The organism is Flavobacterium sp. xlx-214, assembly GCF_013874595.1.
GTDB lineage: Bacteria > Bacteroidota > Bacteroidia > Flavobacteriales > Flavobacteriaceae > Flavobacterium.
The window spans coordinates 1991863-2014077 of the sequence record NZ_CP059431.1; the positions used below are offsets into that span (position 1 = coordinate 1991863).

At 30.8% G+C, this 22215-nt stretch carries 21 protein-coding genes and 1 riboswitch; of the genes, 10 read left to right on the plus strand and 11 right to left on the minus strand.

Translation table 11 applies throughout. The features are described 5' to 3' along the window. The 5 genes from H1R17_RS09405 to H1R17_RS09425 form a co-directional block, all read right to left on the minus strand. Complete coding sequence (locus tag H1R17_RS09405; RefSeq protein WP_163432584.1) at positions 1 to 582, minus strand: Maf family nucleotide pyrophosphatase; 582 nt, start codon at positions 580 to 582, stop codon at positions 1 to 3. Then, positions 582 to 1484 carry a hypothetical protein gene (locus tag H1R17_RS09410; protein ID WP_163432585.1) on the minus strand — a complete coding sequence of 301 codons (903 nt, stop codon included), beginning with the start codon at positions 1482 to 1484 and terminating at the stop codon, positions 582 to 584. The genes H1R17_RS09405 and H1R17_RS09410 overlap by 1 nt, the downstream gene beginning before the upstream one ends. An 18-nt stretch (positions 1485 to 1502) precedes the next feature. Continuing rightward, on the minus strand, positions 1503 to 2030 hold the full coding sequence (locus H1R17_RS09415) for an HAD family hydrolase (protein WP_163432586.1): 528 nt from the start codon (positions 2028 to 2030) through the stop codon (positions 1503 to 1505). Continuing rightward, positions 2023 to 2772, minus strand: a complete 750-nt coding sequence (locus H1R17_RS09420) for a Rossmann-like and DUF2520 domain-containing protein (protein WP_163432587.1) — start codon at positions 2770 to 2772, stop codon at positions 2023 to 2025. Before H1R17_RS09420 ends, H1R17_RS09415 begins: the two co-directional genes overlap by 8 nt. A gap of 108 nt (positions 2773 to 2880) precedes the next feature. Then, the gene (locus H1R17_RS09425; RefSeq protein WP_163432588.1) at positions 2881 to 4167 is read right to left on the minus strand and encodes a peroxiredoxin; all 1287 of its coding nucleotides are present in this window, start codon (positions 4165 to 4167) and stop codon (positions 2881 to 2883) included. A gap of 139 nt (positions 4168 to 4306) precedes the next feature. Here H1R17_RS09425 and H1R17_RS09430 point away from each other — a divergent pair, with 139 nt between their 5' ends. From H1R17_RS09430 to H1R17_RS09450, 5 genes are all read left to right on the plus strand, one after another. Then, the gene (locus H1R17_RS09430) at positions 4307 to 5923 is read left to right on the plus strand and encodes an ABC-F family ATP-binding cassette domain-containing protein (protein WP_163432589.1); all 1617 of its coding nucleotides are present in this window, start codon (positions 4307 to 4309) and stop codon (positions 5921 to 5923) included. 87 nt (positions 5924 to 6010) lie between these two features. Beyond that, positions 6011 to 7522, plus strand: coding sequence for a T9SS type A sorting domain-containing protein (locus H1R17_RS09435; protein WP_163432590.1), 1512 nt, complete (start codon positions 6011 to 6013; stop codon positions 7520 to 7522). Positions 7523 to 7701: 179 nt separating this feature from the next. Further along, on the plus strand, positions 7702 to 8691 hold the full coding sequence (gene pfkA, locus H1R17_RS09440; RefSeq protein ID WP_163432591.1) for a 6-phosphofructokinase: 990 nt from the start codon (positions 7702 to 7704) through the stop codon (positions 8689 to 8691). A gap of 3 nt (positions 8692 to 8694) precedes the next feature. Beyond that, on the plus strand, positions 8695 to 9699 hold the full coding sequence (gap, locus tag H1R17_RS09445; protein WP_163432592.1) for a type I glyceraldehyde-3-phosphate dehydrogenase: 1005 nt from the start codon (positions 8695 to 8697) through the stop codon (positions 9697 to 9699). Positions 9700 to 9735: 36 nt separating this feature from the next. Continuing rightward, positions 9736 to 10581, plus strand: a complete 846-nt coding sequence (locus H1R17_RS09450) for an N-acetylglucosamine kinase (protein WP_163432593.1) — start codon at positions 9736 to 9738, stop codon at positions 10579 to 10581. A gap of 32 nt (positions 10582 to 10613) precedes the next feature. Here H1R17_RS09450 and H1R17_RS09455 read toward each other — a convergent pair whose 3' ends face one another. Both H1R17_RS09455 and H1R17_RS09460 read right to left on the minus strand, forming a co-directional pair. Beyond that, positions 10614 to 11099, minus strand: a complete 486-nt coding sequence (locus H1R17_RS09455) for a hypothetical protein (protein ID WP_163432594.1) — start codon at positions 11097 to 11099, stop codon at positions 10614 to 10616. Positions 11100 to 11164: 65 nt separating this feature from the next. After that, a complete protein-coding gene (locus tag H1R17_RS09460) occupies positions 11165 to 12010 on the minus strand; it encodes a universal stress protein (RefSeq protein ID WP_163432595.1) in 846 nt (281 codons plus the stop codon). Positions 12011 to 12113: 103 nt separating this feature from the next. On the opposite strand from H1R17_RS09460, the gene H1R17_RS09465 reads away from it, so the two are divergent. From H1R17_RS09465 to ligA, 3 genes are read left to right on the plus strand one after another with little or no spacing between them, the layout of a single operon-like run. Beyond that, the gene (locus H1R17_RS09465) at positions 12114 to 12611 is read left to right on the plus strand and encodes a hypothetical protein (protein WP_163432596.1); all 498 of its coding nucleotides are present in this window, start codon (positions 12114 to 12116) and stop codon (positions 12609 to 12611) included. Positions 12612 to 12662: 51 nt separating this feature from the next. After that, positions 12663 to 13136, plus strand: a complete 474-nt coding sequence (locus H1R17_RS09470; protein WP_163432597.1) for a DUF6495 family protein — start codon at positions 12663 to 12665, stop codon at positions 13134 to 13136. 10 nt (positions 13137 to 13146) lie between these two features. Next, the gene (ligA, locus tag H1R17_RS09475; protein WP_163432598.1) at positions 13147 to 15147 is read left to right on the plus strand and encodes an NAD-dependent DNA ligase LigA; all 2001 of its coding nucleotides are present in this window, start codon (positions 13147 to 13149) and stop codon (positions 15145 to 15147) included. Between the two features lie 331 nt (positions 15148 to 15478). Here the strand turns inward: ligA and H1R17_RS09480 are convergent, their stop codons facing one another. Next, positions 15479 to 16492, minus strand: coding sequence for a YncE family protein (locus tag H1R17_RS09480; protein ID WP_163432599.1), 1014 nt, complete (start codon positions 16490 to 16492; stop codon positions 15479 to 15481). Between the two features lie 3 nt (positions 16493 to 16495). After that, on the minus strand, positions 16496 to 18337 hold the full coding sequence (locus tag H1R17_RS09485) for a TonB-dependent receptor (protein ID WP_163432600.1): 1842 nt from the start codon (positions 18335 to 18337) through the stop codon (positions 16496 to 16498). A gap of 27 nt (positions 18338 to 18364) precedes the next feature. Further along, a riboswitch (cobalamin riboswitch) is annotated at positions 18365 to 18558 on the minus strand. An 89-nt stretch (positions 18559 to 18647) separates the two neighbouring features. Between H1R17_RS09485 and H1R17_RS09490 the strand changes: the two genes are divergently transcribed. After that, positions 18648 to 19775, plus strand: a complete 1128-nt coding sequence (locus H1R17_RS09490; RefSeq protein WP_163432601.1) for an ABC transporter substrate-binding protein — start codon at positions 18648 to 18650, stop codon at positions 19773 to 19775. A 3-nt stretch (positions 19776 to 19778) separates the two neighbouring features. Continuing rightward, positions 19779 to 20792, plus strand: a complete 1014-nt coding sequence (locus H1R17_RS09495; protein ID WP_240453363.1) for an iron ABC transporter permease — start codon at positions 19779 to 19781, stop codon at positions 20790 to 20792. A 43-nt stretch (positions 20793 to 20835) separates the two neighbouring features. On the opposite strand, the gene kdsA is transcribed toward H1R17_RS09495, so the two are convergent. After that, positions 20836 to 21654, minus strand: coding sequence for a 3-deoxy-8-phosphooctulonate synthase (gene kdsA / locus H1R17_RS09500; RefSeq protein ID WP_163432602.1), 819 nt, complete (start codon positions 21652 to 21654; stop codon positions 20836 to 20838). 2 nt (positions 21655 to 21656) lie between these two features. Further along, complete coding sequence (locus H1R17_RS09505; protein ID WP_163432603.1) at positions 21657 to 22190, minus strand: DUF4199 domain-containing protein; 534 nt, start codon at positions 22188 to 22190, stop codon at positions 21657 to 21659. Positions 22191 to 22215 lie beyond the last annotated feature (25 nt).

Genomic DNA, 22215 nt, shown 5'->3' on the forward strand with positions numbered 1-22215 from the left:
CTACAACAAATTTAAATGATGATACAATTTCTCCATAGGCATACCCACTACATTGGTGTAAGATCCATCGATTTTTTCAATACCTATTAAACCAATCCATTCTTGAATTCCGTATGCACCTGCTTTATCAAAAGGTTGATAATTAGTAACGTAATAGCGAATGTCATCATTTGATAATTCATTGAATGTTACTAAAGTGCTATCGAAAAAAAGCTGATTTTGAGTTGCCGTTTTTAAACAAACAGCACTAATAACTTCATGGGTTGTACCAGATAAAGCCTGTAACATTTTTATGGCATCCTTTTCATCTTCAGGTTTACCTAAAGCTTGGTTGTTTAACCAAACAATTGTATCACAGGTGATTATAAGGTCGTTTGGTTGCGGATTTTCAAAAGCAGCCGCTTTTAATGATGCTATATGTAATGCAATATCTTTATCTTTTAAATGCAAAGGATATTCTTCATTAACATTTGCGGGTTGTATGTTAAAAGTTAAACCTAAATCGGTTAAAAATTGTTTTCTTCTGGGTGAATTTGATGCTAAAATGATGTTGTAAGAAGCTAACTTATTTTTTAAATTCATTATATTTTAAATTGAAAAAATAAAACTACAATAGAAAATATAGTTAACCAAATGATTATGTTTAAAATATTATTTACACTGTTAAAATCTTCTGTTGATTTTGCTTTCCAAAGTTTAGACAAATAAAACAAATAAGGCAAAATAACGGCTACAGCTACATAGCCTACTAAGTAGCTTAAGTTTAAATGAATTAAACAAAAAACGATTATTAAAACTAAAGGAATTAAGGATAAAAAAGTTGTACGTTTAGCACCAATTTCGCGCCCATGTAAAGTAGCTAATGACTTACGTTTGTGCTTGATATCCAACTCCATAAACTTTAAATCAATCAAAATGGTTTTTACAAAATACAATAACCACAACAAACCACTTATTTGTAGCGATATATTTAAAAGAATACTTTTTAAATCATTTTGATCACGTACTTCTATTGTTTGTAATGAAGGCATCAAATCGGCCATTACTAACATAAAAAAGGGAAAAGAAATAATTAAAGCATATACAACATTATCAAAAACCAATATTTTACGCCATTGAGTAATGTATAAATATATAATGGCTGCCAATGCTAAAAAGAATCCAAAATAATAGGTTTTTTCAATTCCGCTTGAAACAAAGAAACTTATCACAATACCAACAACATTTACTCCTAAATAAGAATAGTATGCTTTCTCAGTGTTTTTTTGAATATGTTTGTCAGGAAACTCCTCTTGTAAAACAATTCGATACAAGAGAACGCCTCCGTACATAATAACAGCTAATGCAATAAGATATAAGAAAAAATTAAGCTTAGAAAGTCCTAAATCGTTTACAAGTGTTTCAAACAATACAAAACGAAAAAGTAATGTGGCTACTAGTACTTGTAGCATTATTTGTACCTGATCTTTCTTTAAAACGTTCATAAGCTATGTATTTAATTGTTAATCAAACTTTGCCTCAAAGTGCTCTAGCCATTTGCCTTGCACTTTCATTACTTGTTCAATTACATCTCGTACGGCTCCTTTGCCTCCTTTAATGTGCGAAATGTATTTGCTTAATTTTTTTATTTCTGGAACAGCATCTTGCGGGCATGTAGGTAAACCTACTTTTTGCATTACCCAATAATCGGGTAAATCATCTCCCATATACAAAACTTGTTCTGGTTTAATTCCGTTTACGTCTATATATTCTTGGTAAACAGCTACTTTATCTGAAACTCCTAAATGAATATCATATAAGCCTAAATTTCTAAGTCGTGTTCTTACTCCTTCACTTGATCCTCCCGAAATAACACAAACATTGTATCCTTTTTCAATGGCTGCTTTCATAGCAAAACCATCTCTAATATTCATATTTCTTAATAATTCTCCATTTTGCAATACATGGATGGTACCATCGGTTAACACACCATCAACATCAAAAACAAAGGTGTTGATATTGTTCATTAACTCTTTATAACTTTTAGACATTTTTAATTGATTCGGTAATTAGTTGATATATTTTTTTAAAGGTTTCATTTGTTAAAGCAGCCTCATGCGCTTTTATTGTTTTTTCATCTCTACGGATTGCCGGTCCTGTTTGTGCTTCTTTTGGACTTAAATATTGTATTTTTTGAGCGGTTTCCTCAATTAAAGGATGTAAAATTTCAAAAGGTACTTTATTTTCATCGCAAATTGCATTGCCAATTGTATACATATGATTGACAAAATTACTGACAAAAACGGCAGAAACGTGTAAACTTTTTCTTTGTTCTGATGATATTTCATACACATTGTTAGAAAGTTCATTTGCTAATTCTTTTAGCAAAAGCATGTCATCTTTGCTTTCGGTTTCTAAACATAACGGAACTTTTGTAAAATCGATTTGCTTTTGTTTGGAAAAAGTTTGCAAAGGATAAAACACGCCTTTCTTATTTTTGTTACTTAAAACTTGCATGTTTGTAGTACCAGAGGTATGCACCACTAAAGAATTTGTATAGGTAATTTGTTCCGATACATGTTCAATGGCATCATCAGAAACCGAAATAATAGTAATATCAACAGGTTGCAATGCAGCAATGCTGGTTACCATTAAATCATTTGTTATAAATTCCTGATTTTTCTCTTTAGAACGTACCGCAACATTCATTAGTTTAAAATGTGTAGAATGTTGTATTTTTTTAATTAAATGGTAAGCTACGTTGCCAGAACCAATGATGTTTATTGTTTTCATAACACCAAAATTAAAATAACATCCTGTTTTAAACTAATTTTATTTTAGCTAAATTTAATAAAATTTTAAGACTTTAATGCGTTTTTTTATTTTTTAATTATTAAAATTTTATAAATGATAAAAAGCATCTTTTATATTACCATTTGGATGCAGTAAAATAAAGCGATTTAAATTAAAAACACCCCATTTATCTGCTACTTCATTAAAATTTGTAGTTTGTAAATACGTTACATTTATATCATTAGTTGAAATGTATTTTTTCCAATTTGGAGTATTATCGATATTTACTGCATAATAATGGATTTTTTTATGTGTATTTTCTTTAATATACTTCATCATTTTATTGTAAAAAGGTATATTATGTACAGACCAAAAGAAAATAATACTTGGAGCACTGTTTTTAAAACTAGTTACTGTGTTTCCGTCAATAGTTGTTAGTTTTATTTGAGGTAATTGTTGTGTTTTCTTTAAACGGTCAATTTGAATTTGTACGCTCTCAATATTCTTTTTTTGCTCTGTATCAGTATTTATTCTCTTAAATGTATTGACTAACTTTTCGTTTGAATTATTCTTAGGATTTCCTACAAAAAAATCATACATCATTTTTGCTGATACATGGTTTTTTATACTTTCATTTTTTGATATGGAATCTAGAATGTTTAATTTAAGGATTTCTTTCTCCTCTATATTTTTAAAAACCGATTTTTTTGCCTGAACATCTAAAAAAGTAATAAAGTAATTTTTATAGGAATTAAAGTAAATTAAATCATTTTTATTAAGGTCGGTTTTATTTCTAAACGAAAAATAATCATTAGGTAAACTATCTTTTGAAATTAATGTAAACTGTTCTAAATAAGAAAAATAAGTGTAATCAATTAAAGCTTGAGGATACGTATCAAAATCTTTACTCCAACCTAATTCAGTTTTCTTTCTTAAATAATAAGCCCTACGATTATCGCGAATAGAATCAGCACTTGTTTTAAAAGCAGTACGTTTTTTTTGATAAATAAAGTTACAATCCATTTTTAAAGTGTCTTCTAATTGCTTTAAAAAAACATTTTTTTCACTTCCTTTTCCTGTAAAAGAAATAGTTGATTGAAACGGATGTTTGTTTAAATGAATGTTTAAACTATCGTTTTTATCAATAAATACTGTGTATACATCTTTGTTTATTTTTAAGGCATATAAACCAGCGTTTAGTAAATCGAATTTTTTACCAAAAACACCATTATTTATAGGTAGAGTGTCTATTATTTTATCATTTTTTAATAAAAAAACGTGTTTGTAAAGTGTATCGTTTAAGGTGCCGCCAAGAAAAGCACTAAAATTATTTGCTGTTTTTTGTGTTTCTTTCTTACAAGAAATCAATAAAGCTAAGCCTATAAAAAAAATCAAGTATTTTGAGCAAAAAATCTTCATCAAAATTAAGTTACGTTATTTCAAATTTAGTATTTTATTAAATAGGTACGCAGTTAGTTTCCGCTTAAATTAGATAAATATTTCGTAAATTTGCAATTCATAAAAAAATATAATTATGTTAACAGTTTCAAATTTATCTGTTCAATTTGGAAAACGCATTTTGTTTGATGAAGTAAATGCTACTTTCACACAAGGAAATTGCTACGGAATTATTGGTGCAAATGGGGCAGGAAAATCTACTTTTTTAAAGATTATTGCTGGTGATATCGATCCTACTTCTGGTCATGTAATTTTAGAACCAGGTAAGCGTATGTCGGTTTTAAACCAGAACCACAATATGTTTGATGAGCATACTGTTTTAGAAACTGTTTTAATGGGAAATAAAGTGCTGTTTGCTGTTAAAAAGGAAATGGACGATTTATATGCTGATTATTCTGATGAAAATGCAGATAGAATTGGTGAATTACAGTTACAATTTGATGAAATGAACGGTTGGAATGCCGATTCTGATGCTGCTTCTATGTTATCAAACTTAGGAATTTCTGAAGATTTGCATTATACGTTGATGAGTGAGGTAGAGCCTAAATTAAAAGTACGTGTGTTATTAGCGCAGGCTTTATTTGGTAACCCTGATGTGTTAGTAATGGATGAGCCTACCAACGACTTGGATTTTGAAACCATTGGTTGGTTAGAGAACTTTTTGGCGAATTATGAAAATACGGTTTTGGTTGTATCGCATGACCGTCACTTTTTAGATGCTGTTTGTACACATATATCAGATATCGATTTTGGAAAAATCAACCATTTCTCAGGAAACTATACGTTTTGGTATGAATCTTCTCAATTAGCAGCTAAACAACGTGCACAACAAAACAAAAAAGCCGAAGAGAAAAAAGCCGAATTAGAAGAATTTATTCGTCGTTTCTCTGCCAACGTTGCAAAATCAAAACAAGCAACTTCTCGTAAAAAAATGATCGAGAAATTAAACGTGAACGAAATTAAACCATCTTCTCGTCGTTATCCAGCTATTATTTTTGAGCAAGAGCGTGAGGCAGGTGATCAAATTTTAAATATTAAAGATTTGGCAGCGTCTGTTGAAGGAGATGTTCTTTTTAAAGATGTTGATTTCAATATGGCAAAAGGAGATAAAGTTGTTATTTTCTCTAAAGATTCTCGTGCAACAACTGCTTTTTACGAAATTTTGAATGATAATTTAAAAGCCGATAATGGAACGTTTGAGTGGGGAATTACAACCAACCAATCGTATTTACCAGCAGATAATCACAGTTTCTTTACAGAAGATTTAACTTTGGTTGATTGGTTACGCCAATGGGCAAAAACGGAAGAAGAACGTGACGAAGTTTATGTTCGTGGTTTCTTAGGCAAAATGATTTTTTCAGGCGAAGAAGCATTGAAAAAAGGTTCGGTTTTATCAGGAGGTGAAAAAGTACGTTGTATGTTATCACGTATGATGATGATTCGTGCTAATGTTTTAATGTTAGATGAACCAACAAACCACTTAGACTTAGAATCGATCACTGCATTCAACAACTCGTTAAAAAACTTTAAAGGTTCGGTATTGTTTACAACACACGATCACGAGTTTGCACAAACCGTTGGTAACCGTATTTTAGAATTAACACCAAATGGAGTTATTGATCGTTACATGACGTTTGATGAATATTTAGATGATCCCAAAATTAAAGAATTACGCACAAAAATGTATTCTTAATAAATATTTTGTTAAAATATCAAAGCAGTTTCTGAAAAGAAGCTGCTTTTTTTATTATATTTATTTTTTACTTAATAAACACCTATTATGAATAAAAAAATACTTTTCTTTTTATTAATTTCTTCTCTAGGATTCAGCCAAGTACAAATTGGGCAGGATATTGAGGGAGAAGTAGCAAATGGAGAATGCGGTCATAGTGTATTTTTTTCGGCTAATGGTAAAATTATTGCTATTGGAGAACCTCTGAACAGTATTGGTGTTGGGAAAAATTCAGGACAGGTGCGTGTTTATCAAAATAAAACTGGATTTTGGGAACCTATAGGAAATAGATTATTTGGTGATAATATTGATGATAAATGTGGTTATAGTGTAGCACTTTCTTTTGATGGAAGTATTATAGCTACTGGGGCTATAGGAGTAAAAACTAAATTGAATGGAAACGATTTTAATGGAGCAGGGCAAGTGCGTGTATACCAAAATAAAAATTTTTCAATTTTTTCAGCTTGGAATCAAATAGGACAAGATATAAAAGGAAAAATAGTTAAGCATCAAAGTTTATGGGTGAATGAAAGTCTTGGAACAAGTTTAGCTTTATCGAATGATGGTAATGTATTAGCAATCGGTATACCAAATGGTAATGGGAGTAACTATGGAGAGGGGAATGTACGAATATATCAAAATATATCAGGAGTTTGGGTGCAACAAGGTATAGATATTAACGGAGAAGCTACAAATGATCGCAGTGGAAGCGAAAATAGTATTTCATTATCTGCAGACGGTAAAGTTGTTGCTATTGGGTCCAAGTTTAATAGCACAAATGGTGTTAATTCTGGACATGTAAGAATATTTAAAAATGTATCAGGTATTTGGACACAAATAGGAAATGATATTGAAGGAGTTTCAAATGATCTTTCTGGTAGCAGTGTATCTTTATCTGCAGATGGAAGTATTATTGCAATTGGGTCACCAGGTAATGGTTCTGGTCATGTACGTATATTTAAGAATATTTCAGGAGTGTGGGTACAACAGGGAAAGGATATTTTAGGTGAAGATATAGGGGAAAGAAGTGGGTTTAGCATATCTTTATCTGCTAATGGTAGTGTTGTAGCAATTGGAGCTCCTTATAATAAAGATGCTAATGGTGTAGCTTCAGGTCATGTTAGGATATACCAAAATATATCAGGAGTATGGATACAGCAAGGAAAAGATATTAAAGGAGAAGCAGAATATGATCAATTTGGTCATAGTATTTCTCTTTCAGGTGATGGAAAAAAAATAGTAATTGGAGCACCAGGTAATGATGGATTTGATAATAATTCAGGTCACGTACGTGTGTATGATCTTTCAGGAGTTTTATCAAATAATGAATTTGTTCAGCAAAACTTCAACATTTATCCAAACCCAACCTCAGATATACTAAACATTGGTTTAGAAAATAATTTGGTTTTAGAGCAAGTAACTGTTTATAACAATTTAGGTCAGGTAGTTAAAACGACAAGTGAAGATGTTATTGATGTAAGTCAGCTCGCAAAAGGGTTGTACTTTGTAGAGGTTATCACCAATCAAGGCAAAGCTACTAAAAAAGTTGTTATAAAGTAAAAAATATAAATATTTCAAATTTTAATAAAGAACAAAAAAGTATTTTGGGTAATGCTCATATTTACTTTCTATTCATATATTTTTTTAAATGTAAAAGATGATTTAATCAATTTCTATTTTTAAAAAGAGGTATAAAACGGAGCGTTTTTTGTATATTTACTAGAAACATTACTTTAAAAATGAATACACAAAAAATAAAGAAAATTGCTGTGCTTACTTCGGGTGGTGATGCACCAGGTATGAACGCAGCAATTAGGGCTGTAGTACGTGCTTGTACTTTTTACGAAGTTACTTGTTTTGGTGTGTTTCGTGGATTTCAGGGTTTAATTGAAAATGATATGAAAGATATGGGGCCCCGAGATGTAAAGTACATCATTAGTAAAGGTGGTACCATTTTGAAATCGGCTCGTTCTAAAGAATTTGAAACCAAAGATGGACGTGAAAAAGCGTATCAAAATATTAAACAGCAAAACATTGATGCCTTAATTGTTATTGGCGGCGATGGTAGTTTTAGAGGTGCTTTAGCATTGTCAAATGAATTTGGAGTGCCTGTTATTGGTATTCCGGGTACTATTGATAATGATATTTTTGGCACATCGCATACGCTGGGTTATGATACCGCATTAAACACGGTTATTGATGCAGTTGATAAAATTCGCGATACAGCTACATCTCACAAGCGTATTTTCTTTGTTGAAGTAATGGGACGCGATGCTGGTTTTATTGCGTTGAATTCTGGTATTGGTGCTGGTGCCGAGGAAATTTTAATTCCAGAAGAAAACATCGGTTTACCTAAATTATTAGAAAAATTAAAGCGCAGTAAATCTTCCGGAAAATCAAGTTGTATTGTTATTGTTGCTGAAGGAGAAAAGTCGGGCAAAAATGTTTTTGAGTTAAGTGATTATGTAGAAGAAAATTTACCTGAGTACGATGTACGTGTATCGGTTATAGGGCACATTCAGCGTGGCGGTTCACCAAGTTGTTTTGATCGCGTTTTAGCTAGTCAGTCTGGTGTAGCAGCTGTTGAAGCCTTACTTAAAGGTCATAAAAATGTAATGATAGGTATGCAAAATGATACAATGGCGTACACACCTTTAGAAAAAGCAGTTAAAGGTAAAGCAAAAATTGACGAAGAATTAATTAGAATATCAGATATATTATCGATTTAAATTATGGAAAAAGTAAAAATAGGAATTAACGGTTTTGGTAGAATAGGTAGATTGGTATTACGCGAAGCTGTTGATAGAAACGATATTGAAGTAGTAGCAATAAACGATTTAATGGAGATTGATTTATTAGCCTATCTTTTAAAATACGATTCGGTTCATGGAACGTTTAAAAAAGAAATCAGTATTGATGGAAATTTTTTAGTAATTGATGGAAAAAAGATCAGAGTAACATCTGAAAAAGATCCATCACAATTAAAATGGAACGAAGTAGGCGCAACAATTGTTGCAGATTGTTCAGGCGTTTTTAAAACAATGGATAAAGCCGCGTTACATATACAAGGTGGTGCTAAAAAAGTGGTTATTTCATCTCCTTCTGATGATATTCCTATGTTTGTTATGGGTGTAAACGAAGAAAAAATCACCAAGGAAGATCATATTTTATCAAATGCTTCTTGTACAACTAATTGTTTGGCGCCTATTGCTAAAATCTTGAATGATGAATTTGGTATTGTTGAAGGATTAATGACAACAGTTCATGCGGCAACTGCTTCGCAATTAGTGGTTGATGGTGCTTCTAAAAAAGATTTTCGTGGTGGTCGTTCGGCTTTAAATAACATTATTCCAGCAAGTACAGGAGCAGCAAAAGCGGTAACAAAAGTAATTCCTGAGCTAGAAGGAAAACTAACCGGAATGGCATTTCGTATTCCAACTCCAAACGTATCAGTGGTTGATTTAACCGTAAAATTAGCTAAACCAACTACTTATGATCATTTGATGCAAGTGTTTAAAAAAGCATCTGAAACAACTTATAAAGGAATTTTAGGTTTTACAACAGAGCCAGTAGTTTCACAGGATTTTTTATCAGATACACGCACATCCATCATCGATGCCGAAGCAGGAATCGCTTTAAATGATACTTTTTTTAAAATTGTTTCGTGGTATGATAATGAATATGGTTATTCCGTTAAACTTTTAGACTTAATTGTTCATATAAATAATTTAAAATAACGTATTTTGTGTCCGGATTTAATTCGGACATTTTTTATGAAGTTTGTAGTAGATAGCGGTTCAACAAAAGCAGATTGGTTGCTTTTTGATAAGAAACATAATTTAGGCATATATAACACTTTAGGTTTAAATCCCGAAGTTTTAGATGCCAGTGTTTTAATAGAAAGAATATTAGCAAATGAGGAAATTGCTAATTTACGTACATCCATTACCGAAATTTATTTTTACGGTTCAGGTTGTAGCACCAAGCATTCCAAAGAAATTATGAAAACGGCATTACAAAATGTTTTTCTTAATGCTACTTTTTTTGAGATTTTAGAAGATACATACGCGGCTGTTTACGCTACTTGTCAAGATTTACAACCCGGAATAGTTTGTATAAATGGTACAGGCTCAAATTGTAGTTATTTTAATGGAACGGAAGTAATACAAGCAGTTAATTCATTAGGATATTTAGCAATGGATGATTGTTGTGGTGTTGATTTTGGTCGACAATTAATAAGAGCTTATTATTTTAATGATATGCCTGCCGATTTAAAAAGTCATTTTGAAAAGGCTTATAATTTAGATGCTGATTATATTAAAGAGAATTTTTATAAAAAACCGAATCCTAATGCATTTCTTGCATCTTTTTTACCGTTTTTAATAACACATAAAAATCACAGCTATTTACAGGTTATGATTAAAGAACGAATTCAGTTTTTTATTGATTTTTACATTAAACAATACAAAAATTATCAAGAAGTACCTGTTCATTTTATAGGATCAACCGCCTATTTATTACAAGATGAATTTAAAGAGTTATTGATTCAGAATCAATTAATAGTAGGTGTGTTCTACCAAAAACCATTAGATGGATTGTTAGAGTTTCATCAAAAATAAAAACGGAATCTTTTAAGATTCCGTTTTGTTAATTAAAATTTAAATCGAGCACCTAATCCAAAATCAGGTCCAAAATTGTTATCATTATAATCTGTTAAATAAACTTCAGGTCTAAAATCAACGAATACTTGTAATGGAAAATCAAAATTATATTCCAATCCTATATTTCCATCAACAGCAAATATAGCTCCAGAATCATTATATTTACCATAGTTATGTTTCCAAGAACCAACGGAAGCACCTACACCAGCATACCAATAAAAACCTCCTTCTATATTCCACAACCATTGATATAGACCTGTCAACTTAAAAGCATCAACATGTTTGCTTTGTCTCCAACCTAAATCAAGCTCTAATCTATTGGTGTCATTTAATAATCTTTGATAAGATACTTCTGGGCCAACACCATCATTGTAACTAAAACGAATTCCAATTGTATTGTTAGATACTGATTCTTGAGCTTGCATATTTGTTATACCAGTAATAATACAAAATGCTAATAATAATTTCTTTTTCATTTGTAAATTTTTATACAAAAATAGAGTTAATAATCTACTTTGTAAAGTTTAAGAAATTAAAATATTCAAGATTTTTTCTCTTTTAAAACTAAAACAGGAACATCAGCATGATAAGATAATTGTTTACTTAGACTAGTTGCAAAAATTTTCTCAAAGAAATTCAGATGGCGTTTTACAATACACATTACGTCAATTAATTGGTCATCAATAAAAAAGAAAACACTATCGTCTAAACGCTCATTTAAAACAGTATGAAATGTAACATTAGGATAATTAAATTGATTTTTCCATTCTTCAAGAGTTTCAAGAGTTTTAGAATTTTCCTGACGCATAACATGCAAAACTTTAACATCAGCGTTTAAAGCTGATGCAATTTTTATTATTTGATTTAACCCAGCCTTATCTGTTTCTCTTAACATAGTAGCAAAGCCAAAGTTATTTAAACGCTTAAATGTAGCTTTACCAGGAATGCTTAATATAGGTATCTCTATATTTTCAATTACATGAACTGTATTTGATCCAAGTAGTTTTTTTTCAAAGCCAGAATTTCCATTAGTGCCCATTACAATAAAATCAATATTTTCTTCATGAATTATTTTTCGTAATATTGACAACATTATACCTTCTTCAAATAAAAATGTAAGCTTTATATTTGAATAATTTAATTTTTCAGCAATGGCTCTTAATTTAGGAACTTCATTTTTGAAACTTTCAAAATGGTTTAATTCAATACTAGTATACACATTTTGTATAAGTTCGGGCTGACCTGCTGAAGTTGTAGAAATAACAGGCATCTCAAATGTATGTAACACATAAATTTCAGCATCAATACTTTTTGCTAAATTTAATGCATATATAAAAGCATTATTTGCTGTAGTAGAAAAATCTGTTGGAAATAATATTTTTTTCATAAAGATGACTATTTTATGTAGTCAATTTACAAAAATAATCCGATGCAACAAAACATATAAGTATTAAAAACATATTTTTAATTTTAAAAAAGATTATGCAACAATGAAACAAACAATCTCTTTTTTTGCTTTACTATTTGTATTAACAGCGTGTAATAACAAAACATCAAATACAGAAACAAAGGTTGAAAAGCAGTTGGTGAAAAAAGATTCTTTACCCAAAGTAGAAAAAGTAACCGATTTACATAAAGTATCAAAAGATTGCATAGAAATGGTCTTTGAACTCATTAAAAGTTCTGAACATTTTAAAGAGTTAACGGATGGTTTAAATGAAAACATAATTGCAAACGGAGGTACAGGTTTTGGCTTTACGGTAGAGACTTCTCCTAATCCTAACTTAGATAATGCAAATGAAAAAGGTGATTATTATGAAATTTCTGTTCATGAGAGCTATCCTGATCACATGACAAATATTGCACATTATCGTTTTGATCGTCATCAAAAAATGCTATTTGTTTTAAATATTGTAACTGCTGAATACGAGGAAATTAATTTTAACCATCAATTAATTGCCGATTTTAATTTGGCATGTAAAGAATAATCATCTTTTTTATTATTGCAGAAGATTGTACTTTTGTTAAAAGCCTTAAAAATGAAATACGCTAGACTTTCTAAAGAACAGTTAGAAGAATTGAATGTAGAATTTGCCAATTTTTTGGCATCGCAACAAATTGATAAATCAGAATGGGATTTATTAAAAGTAAATAAACCTGAAATTGCTGAACAAGAAATCGATATTTTTTCGGATTTAGTTTGGGAAGGAGTTTTAAAATCAGCAAAATACATCGAACATTTTTCTAAAAATCATATCTTTTTATTTCAGTTTGATGATCTTGATATTGATACAATTGTTATAAAAACTTCGCTTGAAGATGTCGACTTTTTACAGAAAGAAGGTTTACAATGGTTAAGTAATCATTTGTTAGATGAATCAGTTGAGATTAGATACGGGGCAAAGAAGTTTGGAAATGACCGAAACGGAGAATTGTTTGATATTATTCAACAAGGAGGTATTTTAAGTCAGGGTGAATTGTATCACCAAATAAAATCAATTTTAAACAAATAATTGTTCATATATGGATGTTTTAGAACAAATTTTAGCATTACGTACAGCATTAAATCAACATAATTATGATTATTATGTGTTGGACAATGCCACTATTTCTGATTTTGAGTTTGATCAAAAGCTCAAACAGTTACAAGAGTTAGAACTAAAACATCCAGAATATTTTGATGAAGATTCGCCAACACAACGAGTAGGAGGTGCCATAACCAAGAATTTTAACACTATTGCACACGAAAACCGTATGTATTCTTTAGAAAATTCTTATTCTAAAGAAGATTTGATTGAATGGGAAAAACGCATACAAAAAGTTTTGGGCAATATGCCGTTAGAATATGTATGTGAGTTAAAATACGATGGTGCTTCTATATCAATTACTTACGAAAACGGAAAATTAGTAAAAGCAGTTACAAGAGGCGATGGTTTTCAGGGTGATGATGTAACCAATAATATCAAAACTATAAAATCAATTCCTTTAAAATTAAAAGGAGATTTTCCTGACAAGTTTGATATACGTGGTGAAATTATTTTGCCTTTTGCTGGTTTTGAAAAAATGAATCAAGAGTTGATTGATATTGGTGAAACACCTTACAGCAACCCTCGTAATACAGCTTCGGGTAGTTTAAAATTACAAGATAGTGCAGAAGTTGCTAAGCGTCCGTTAGAGTGTTTGCTTTATAATATTGTTGGCGCAAATCGTTTTTTTAAAACACAACATCATGTTTTAGAAACTGCTAGATCTTTTGGCTTTAAAGTACCTACGCAATCAAAAAAAGTAACTTCTTTGGAAGAAGTTTTTGCATTTATTTCTTATTGGGATGTGCACAGACATACGCTGCCTTATGAAACTGATGGTGTGGTTATAAAAGTAAATGATTTAGATCAGCAGGATGAATTAGGATATACAGCCAAAAATCCACGTTGGGCAATTGCATACAAGTTTAAAGCAGAGCAAGTTGTTACGCAATTAGAAAGCATTAGTTATCAGGTGGGAAGAACAGGTGCTATTACGCCTGTGGCAAATTTACAACCAGTACAATTGGCGGGAACAGTGGTTAAGAGGGCTTCGTTACACAATGCTGATCAAATTGAAAAATTAGACATTCGTGTTAACGATATGGTTTTTGTTGAAAAAGGAGGGGAGATTATTCCTAAAATTATTGGTGTTGATTTTAATCAAAGAGCTGATGGTTCTGAACCTACAAAATACATCACTCATTGCCCAGAATGTGCTACTTTATTGGTTAGAAAAGAAGGCGAAGCTCAACATTATTGTCCTAATTTTTACGTATGTCCTCCGCAAATTATTGGTAGAATTGAACACTTTATTAGTAGAAAAGCAATGAATATTGATGGATTAGGAGGAGAAACGGTTGCATTGCTTTATAAAAATGGACTTGTGACGAATTATGCTGATTTATACGACCTTACCAAAGAACAAATTTTGCCTTTAGAGCGTATGGCTGAAAAATCGGCAGATAATTTAATTAATGGTATTGCGCAGTCTAAGACAATTGCTTTTGAAAGAGTTTTGTTTGCTTTAGGAATTCGATTTGTTGGAGAAACGGTTGCTAAAAAACTAGCGCAACATTATCAATCAATTGATCAATTAATGCAAGCCGATTACAATGAATTAGTAAATGTAGACGAGATTGGAGATAAAATTGCATTAAGCGTTCGCTCATTTTTTAAGAACGAAGGGAATTTAATGTTAATCAATCGCTTAAAAGCAGTTGGTTTACAATTTGAAGTTGTGCATAAAGAAAGCACGCAAGTATCTGATAAATTTTCAGGAATGACTATGGTTGTTTCGGGTAAGTTTGAACAATTTTCACGAGACGAAATCAAACAAAAAATTGAAGATTACGGTGGTAAAAATGGTAGTTCTATAACAGGAAAAACATCGGTTGTTGTAGCTGGTGCCGATATGGGACCTGCAAAATTAGAGAAAGCAACAAAACTTGGAATTCCTATTTGGACTGAAGAAGATTTTGTAAATCAACTAAATCATTAAAAATTCTTCAAAAAATAGATTAATAATTACTTAAACTTTAAACAATATTCAAATAATGTAACTGCTGTAGTTTTGTATTGTAAAAATAAAAAAACAATATGAAATCTATTGAAATGAGTCCGGTTCTTAAAGGAGTAATGTGTTTGTTAGCCTATCTTGGTTTAATGTTGATAGTGTTTTCAAGCATTTAAGGGTTTTTTAGGTACAGCCTAAGCTTACAATCATAATGATTATTTTATAATAATCATTTTAAATTTGAATTAGTTAGTTAGAATATAAAAACGTTCGGTGTTAAGCCGAACGTTTTTTTGTATTTAAGTGTTAAATTGGGTTAGAATTTATAAAATCCGTTGGTAGCAATACCTGCTGTAAACTCTTTTAGTTTTGTACCATCTTCTTTAAATAAAGTAATTGTGCTATTGTTTGTAAAACCATTAGCATCAGCAGTAAAAATAGTTCCGTTTATTACATTGAAACCATAAAATAAAGAATATTGATCAGTTGAAGTAACATCAAATAACTTAGTACCAGCGCTGCTTAAAGAGTTGTTTAATTTATAAATACCTGTTGCTGCAGTGTAATAAATGGTTGATCCATCAATTACAATATTACGCGCACTAGCTTGTGTTAATGCTACCGATGTTCCTATTGTACTACCTTGAACTTGAGATATTTTACTTGCTGTATCATTACTTTCTAAAACATACACAAATTGTCCGTTTGTTGTAATACCACTTACTGCATTGTCAAATGCTAAATCTTTAGTGTTTGTATCGGTTTTAGGATCAATAACTTCAACTAATTTTCCTGTAGAATAGAAACCGTTTGCTGCATAAACATAATCATTAGTAGCAACAATATTTTCTGCTGTATAATCTAAATCAATTGCTTTTACAAAAGCAAAAGTTTCCGCATTGTATACATTTACTTTTGCATCTTTTAAACTAGTTACATATAACTTATTGTTCTTAATTACCGCGTAACGAGGCGAGTTTAAGTTTTGAGAAATAGTGTAAACACTTTTAAATGTTTTTTTGTTAACTACTTCTATAGTGTTAGAGTTATTAACCACTACAAAAACATATTTATCTGTAACAACCATAGATTGTGCTACATCGCCCAAACCTTTACCATTTACTGTTTTAAAAATATCGTTGGTAATGGTACTTAAATCACCATTAATGTGCGATACTGATGCGTTTGATTTTGTAAAGCCACCTTCATTAGAAACAAATACGCCGTTTAAATATTTTTCATCAGGATTTGTGATAACAGAATTGTCATCAGAATTGCTACAGCTGTACAAACTAGCAATGGCAAGAACGGGAATAATTAATTTTTTCATGTGTTAAAATTTTTTAATAAATTGAATATGATAATTTCTACCAGGCATTAAACGTTCTGGCATTGATGTATACACGGTGTTGGTAATGTTTTTGACTTTTAAACTAACTGTAAACGGAAATTTCTTAGAACAAAATTGTTGCTGAATATCTAAATCTACAATTCCGTAAGCACCCATTGCACTGTTTTCATCATTAGCATCAGTCGTATAAATTTTGTCTACAAATAAAAACGATGGGTTAATGCTGAAATTTTTAAACTGATACACAATTTGCGTGTTTAATTTATGCAAAGGGGTATAAGTTAATTGTTTTTTAGTATGCTCATTGATTGATTGGGTGTATCCGTAATTTAACGATGCTTGTACAGAATGCTTTTGCCAATATTTTATTGCTTTTAAAGTTAATTCTGCTCCGTAAACCGATACTTTATTGGTATTGTTTGCTTCCCAAAAACCTGTACTTGTAGGTATCCATCTAATCATGTCTTGAATGGCAATGTAATAAACCGAAGCATTTGCTGTGAAAAATTTAGATACAAAACCATTGTTTATATCAAATTGATAACTACTTTCAGGCTTTAAGTTTAAATTTCCGCCAGGTTGCCAATACAAATCATTAAAAGTGGGAATGCGATAATTTTTTGAAGTGTTTATTTTTAACTGATACTTTTCAGTATTCAAATAATATCCTGCCGAAAATAAAAAAGGATTTTGATAATCTTTAGCCATTTCGTTTTTTAAACCTAATTCAAATCCACTATTATTAAAATCATAAGATCCTAAAATACTAACCGATGCTATTTCTTGATTAGAATAAGGCAAACTAGATTGAACACCTTCGCCAGTTGTTTTTTGATATTCTAAAAGTCCCGATATTTTTAATTGCTGTGTAATTAGGTAATAACTTTCGTTCTTTAAATACCACATATTAGCTTTTCCACCAGATTGTGAATTGGTAGGAAGCTGATCAAAATAAGTATACGCTTCTTGAATATTTGCTGCATAAAATGTGTTTAAAAAACGGTGCGTTTTATAATGCCATTTTACTAAATTTCTGTAATAAGTGTTGTTATATTTTGTTTTGGTTTGATAAGGTGTAAGCAGCGAAAAGTGTCTTTCATCATTATAAGTTGATGAGTAAAATTCAACCGTATTTTTAGTATTGATTTTATAACCTATTTCGGCTCCAAAATCAACATTGTAAAAAGCGCCATTTATATTTTTTCTATCCTTGTCAATCCATTCATAGTCATTATCGCTTTTGTTATAACCTGTATGTGCGTTTATTGCCCATTTTTCATTTCCAGCAGCAACTTTATAATGAGCACCTTGCGTGTTAAAACTTCCATAATTTAGCTGAAATTCATTTTCCAATTCTTTGTTAAAATGCAACTGATTGTTTAAATGAATGGTTCCACCAATAGCACCACTGCCATACAAAACACTGCCACCTCCTGGTTTAACTACCAAATTATCATAACTTTTAAAAGCAGTTGAATTAAAATCGGTCTGACCTAAAAGAGAGGAGTTGATTTTAATACCATTCCATAACACATTGGTTTGCTGTGCGGTTGTTCCTCTAAACGATGGCGAACTAACCATACCATACCCATTTTCTTTGAAATAAAGTGTTGTGTTTTTTTGAAGAAAATCAGTAAAAGATCCAACTGCATGGGTAATCAAAGAATCGTTTAAAACGTGATTTGTTTGCGATTTTGATTGATTGGAAATTTTATGTTGCTCAATAATCAACACATCTAACTGCGTAGACGCAATATCTTGGGCAAAAGATAGTACCGAAAGTTGAATGCAAAAAAGCGAGAAATATATTTTTTGTTTGCCCATTAGTCTACCTTTTTTCCCGAAGGTGAAAATAATTAATACTCATTAGGCAGGTCTCCTGGCTTGCTTTGCGTTTTTGCCTTCCCAAAAAAATCAGTGGCTTAAAAAACAATTGTTACTAGTAACAAAAAGCTTACAGTTGCGGGAACAGCATAGGAATTGAAAAAATCGTACCTATTTCCCTATTAATGCATTATATTGCAACCTAAAACAGTGCAAATGTAGTTTAAATTATCAATTTAGCAAATTAAAGTTCTGTTGGGTTTTGTGAATTTTAAGGAATATCTATTACTTTTGCCTCAAATCTATCATTATGAAAACACCTTTTTATTGTATTGTATTCTTTGTATTATTTTTTGTTGGATGTAAAAAAAATGAGGAAACCAAAGTTGTTAAGGCTCATAATGAAGTAAGTTTTGCTAATGGATTGGAAATTCATAATTACGGTACTTTTACTGTAATGAAGGTTACAAAACCTTGGCCAGAGGCTACAAAAGGATTTACTTATGTTTGTGCAAATTCTAAAGAAAATATTCCTGATAGTTTGCAACAGTTTACTTTCATTAAAACGCCTATTCAAAATGTAGTGGTTACCTCAACAACCCATATATCATCAATAGTTTCATTGAGTGAAAGTGATAAAATTAAAGGTTTCCCTAATTTAAATTATATATCATCACCTGTTGTTCGTAATTTAATTGATAACGGAAAAATTAAAGAATTGAACGATAATGAAAGTTTGAATTTTGAAAAAACAATTGATTTAAAACCAGATGTTATTGTTGGTTTAAGTATTAATAATGAAACAGCTAAATTCAATCAGTTTGAAAAAGCAGGAATTCCTGTACTTTATAATGCAGATTGGGTTGAAAATTCGCCTTTAGGAAAAGCAGAGTGGATTAAGTTTTTTGGCGTTTTGTTCAATAAACAAAAAGAGGCAACTGCTTTTTTTGATAATATAGTGAAAGAATACAACAATGCTAAAAGTGCTGTTGCTCATGTTTCTGATGTTCCAACTGTTTTAAGTGGAGCTATTTTTCAGGATGTGTGGTATGCGCCTCAAGGTGAAAGTTGGATGGCCGATTTTATTACAGATGCTAAAGGACAATATATTTGGAAAGACTCTAAAGGAACAGGAAGTTTGTCATTATCATTAGAATCTGTTCTAGATAAAGGAATTCAAGCAGATGTTTGGATAGGACCAGGGCAATTTACATCTTACGCAGAAATGCTTGCGGCTAATCAACATTACAAACAATTTGAAGCTTTTAAGCAAAAAAGAATTTTTTCATATTCATTAAAAAAAGGAACAACTGGTGGCATTATTTTTTACGAAGATGCTACAAACAGACCCGATTTAGTGTTAAAAGATTTAATTTCTATTTTGCATCCAACTATTTTAAAAGGATATCAGCCTACTTTTATAGCTCCGTTACAATAAATTGTGCTTACTAAATATTCTCAATATCATCTTTTGTTTTTTGCAGCATTGCTTGTAGCAGCATTGCTAAACTTATTGGTGGGCTCTGTTCAAATTCCGGTAAAGGATGTTTTAGCTATTTTAACCAATCAATTTGCGGGGAAAGAAAGTTGGTCTTATATTGTTTTAGAATATAGATTACCTAAGTTAATTGTTGCTTTTTTTGTAGGAATTTCCTTATCAATAGCAGGCATGATGATGCAAACATTGTTTCAAAACTACATGGCAGAACCTTATATTTTAGGAGTTAGTTCTGGCGCTAGTTTAGGAGTTGCAATATGTATTTTAGGTGCAAGTTTATTGCCCGTTGGTTTACAAAGTTTGGTTACAAATCAATCAGCAGTTATTGCATCAGCTTTAATCGGTAGTACTTTGGTAATGCTTATTGTTTTAACAATTTCCCAACGTTTAAAACAATCGGCAACTTTACTTATAGCAGGTTTAATGTTTAGTAGTTTTACTAGTGCTTTTGTAAGTGTATTAGCTTATTTGTCTACCGCAGAAGAACTTCAAAAATTTACATTTTGGAATTTAGGTAGTTTAGGTAATGTACCTTATAACCAAATTGTTATTATAGTTCCTGTTTTAATGATTGGGTTAACAATTGCCTTCATAATGAACAAGCCTTTAAATAGTTTGTTATTAGGTGAAAACTATGCAAAAACAGTGGGAGTTAATATTAAAAAAGTAAAGTTTTTAATTATTTTTTCTACTTGTATTTTGGTAGCTGTTTGTACCGCTTTTGTTGGTCCTATTGCTTTTGTAGGTTTAGCCGTACCACATATAACACGTATGGTATACAAAACAACCAATCATTTTGTACTTTTTGTTGGAAATTTGCTAATTGGTGCATTAATTTTAATATTATGCGATATTATTTGTCAAATACCTGGTGATCAATTAATGCTTCCTATTAATGCAGTTACTTCCATTTTAGGAGCTCCTTTGGTTATTTATTTGTTGTTAAAAAGGCAATAATAAAAAAGGTTTCTTAATTTATTAAGAAACCTTTTTTATTGTTTTAAAATCCATTTATTGTTTTACGTATAGCGACTAATTTTTCCATTAAAGGTTCAAAATAATCTAAATGCAACATATTGGCTCCATCACTTTTAGCATGTGCAGGATCAAAATGGGTTTCAATAAAAATACCATCAACACCTACAGCAATACCTGCTTTTGCAACCGTTTCAATTAAATCGGGTCTACCGCCCGTAACACCACTTGCTTGGTTAGGTTGTTGTAATGAATGAGTAATATCTAAAACGGTTGTTGCATAATTTTGCATGGTTGGTATTCCACGATAATCAACAATCATGTCTTGATAGCCAAACATCGTTCCACGATCGGTAACCATAACATTTTCATTATGACAATCTAAAACTTTTTGAACGGCATGTTTCATGCTTTCAGGACTCATAAATTGACCCTTCTTAAGATTTACGGTTTTACCTGTATTGGCAGCTGCAACTACTAAATCGGTTTGACGAACTAAAAAAGCAGGAATCTGTAATACATCAACATAAGCAGCAGCCATTTCAGCATCGTTATTTTCGTGAATATCGGTAACTGTTGGTACATTAAATTCTTTTGAAACTTTTTCTAATATTTTTAAAGCTTTTTCGTCGCCAATTCCAGTAAAAGAATCAATTCTTGAACGATTAGCTTTTTTAAATGATCCTTTAAAAACAAAAGGTATTTGTAAACGATTGGTTACTTCAACCAAACGTTCAGCAATTCTAAAAGCCATTTCTTCGCCTTCAATAGCACATGGCCCAGCCAATAAAAAAAAGTTATTACTTTCTAAATGTTTAATATTTGGGATGTTTTGTAAATTCATAGCTATTTCTTTTTAGGATGAATGGTGTTTTTTTTGATTTCATTCTTTTTTATATCTGCTTTTTTGGTTTTAAAAACCCAAGCATATAAAGCGGTATAGATTACACCAAGCGATAAAGTGTTCATAACACCTTGGCGAATAGTGAAATTCATATTATGTATTAATTCTAAAGCTTCTCTTGTTTGTTTTCCTTTTGCTAATTGATATTCAATTACATTATTAAAATAATCGGGTGAAATAGTGTTATATATAATGTATTGCGCAATAGGGTTTAAAATGGTAAGTAATCCTGTTAAAAACAAGCCAAATTTAAAAGCATCTTTAAACTCCCAAACTGCATTTTTGCCTAATGATTTCTTTTTATCAATAAAAGCAAATGCCCATAAAAAAGTTAATAAAATATAAAACAAGAAAGCCATCATTAAAATATTACTAAAATCTTTATGATAACCTAATGATTTTTCTAAGCTAGCCCATAAACAGGTAAATGTTGTAATAATTGCAGCCCATTTAAGTTCTATTCCAATTTTGTTCATGAAAAATTAAGTTTATACAAAAATA

Bases quoted from the DNA above. Each gene is read 5' to 3' on its own strand.
- H1R17_RS09455 (WP_163432594.1), bottom strand. From the start codon at position 11,099: ATGAAAAAGAAATTATTATTAGCATTTTGTATTATTACTGGTATAACA.
- H1R17_RS09470 (WP_163432597.1), top strand. From the start codon at position 12,663: ATGAAATACGCTAGACTTTCTAAAGAACAGTTAGAAGAATTGAATGTA.
- H1R17_RS09405 (WP_163432584.1), bottom strand. From the start codon at position 582: ATGAATTTAAAAAATAAGTTAGCTTCTTACAACATCATTTTAGCATCA.
- kdsA (WP_163432602.1), bottom strand. From the start codon at position 21,654: ATGAATTTACAAAACATCCCAAATATTAAACATTTAGAAAGTAATAAC.
- gap (WP_163432592.1), top strand. From the start codon at position 8,695: ATGGAAAAAGTAAAAATAGGAATTAACGGTTTTGGTAGAATAGGTAGA.
- H1R17_RS09480 (WP_163432599.1), bottom strand. From the start codon at position 16,492: ATGAAAAAATTAATTATTCCCGTTCTTGCCATTGCTAGTTTGTACAGC.
- pfkA (WP_163432591.1), top strand. From the start codon at position 7,702: ATGAATACACAAAAAATAAAGAAAATTGCTGTGCTTACTTCGGGTGGT.
- H1R17_RS09460 (WP_163432595.1), bottom strand. From the start codon at position 12,010: ATGAAAAAAATATTATTTCCAACAGATTTTTCTACTACAGCAAATAAT.
- ligA (WP_163432598.1), top strand. From the start codon at position 13,147: ATGGATGTTTTAGAACAAATTTTAGCATTACGTACAGCATTAAATCAA.
- H1R17_RS09435 (WP_163432590.1), top strand. From the start codon at position 6,011: ATGAATAAAAAAATACTTTTCTTTTTATTAATTTCTTCTCTAGGATTC.
- H1R17_RS09490 (WP_163432601.1), top strand. From the start codon at position 18,648: ATGAAAACACCTTTTTATTGTATTGTATTCTTTGTATTATTTTTTGTT.
- H1R17_RS09485 (WP_163432600.1), bottom strand. From the start codon at position 18,337: ATGGGCAAACAAAAAATATATTTCTCGCTTTTTTGCATTCAACTTTCG.
- H1R17_RS09465 (WP_163432596.1), top strand. From the start codon at position 12,114: ATGAAACAAACAATCTCTTTTTTTGCTTTACTATTTGTATTAACAGCG.
- H1R17_RS09430 (WP_163432589.1), top strand. From the start codon at position 4,307: ATGTTAACAGTTTCAAATTTATCTGTTCAATTTGGAAAACGCATTTTG.
- H1R17_RS09505 (WP_163432603.1), bottom strand. From the start codon at position 22,190: ATGAACAAAATTGGAATAGAACTTAAATGGGCTGCAATTATTACAACA.
- H1R17_RS09415 (WP_163432586.1), bottom strand. From the start codon at position 2,030: ATGTCTAAAAGTTATAAAGAGTTAATGAACAATATCAACACCTTTGTT.
- H1R17_RS09420 (WP_163432587.1), bottom strand. From the start codon at position 2,772: ATGAAAACAATAAACATCATTGGTTCTGGCAACGTAGCTTACCATTTA.
- H1R17_RS09410 (WP_163432585.1), bottom strand. From the start codon at position 1,484: ATGAACGTTTTAAAGAAAGATCAGGTACAAATAATGCTACAAGTACTA.
- H1R17_RS09450 (WP_163432593.1), top strand. From the start codon at position 9,736: ATGAAGTTTGTAGTAGATAGCGGTTCAACAAAAGCAGATTGGTTGCTT.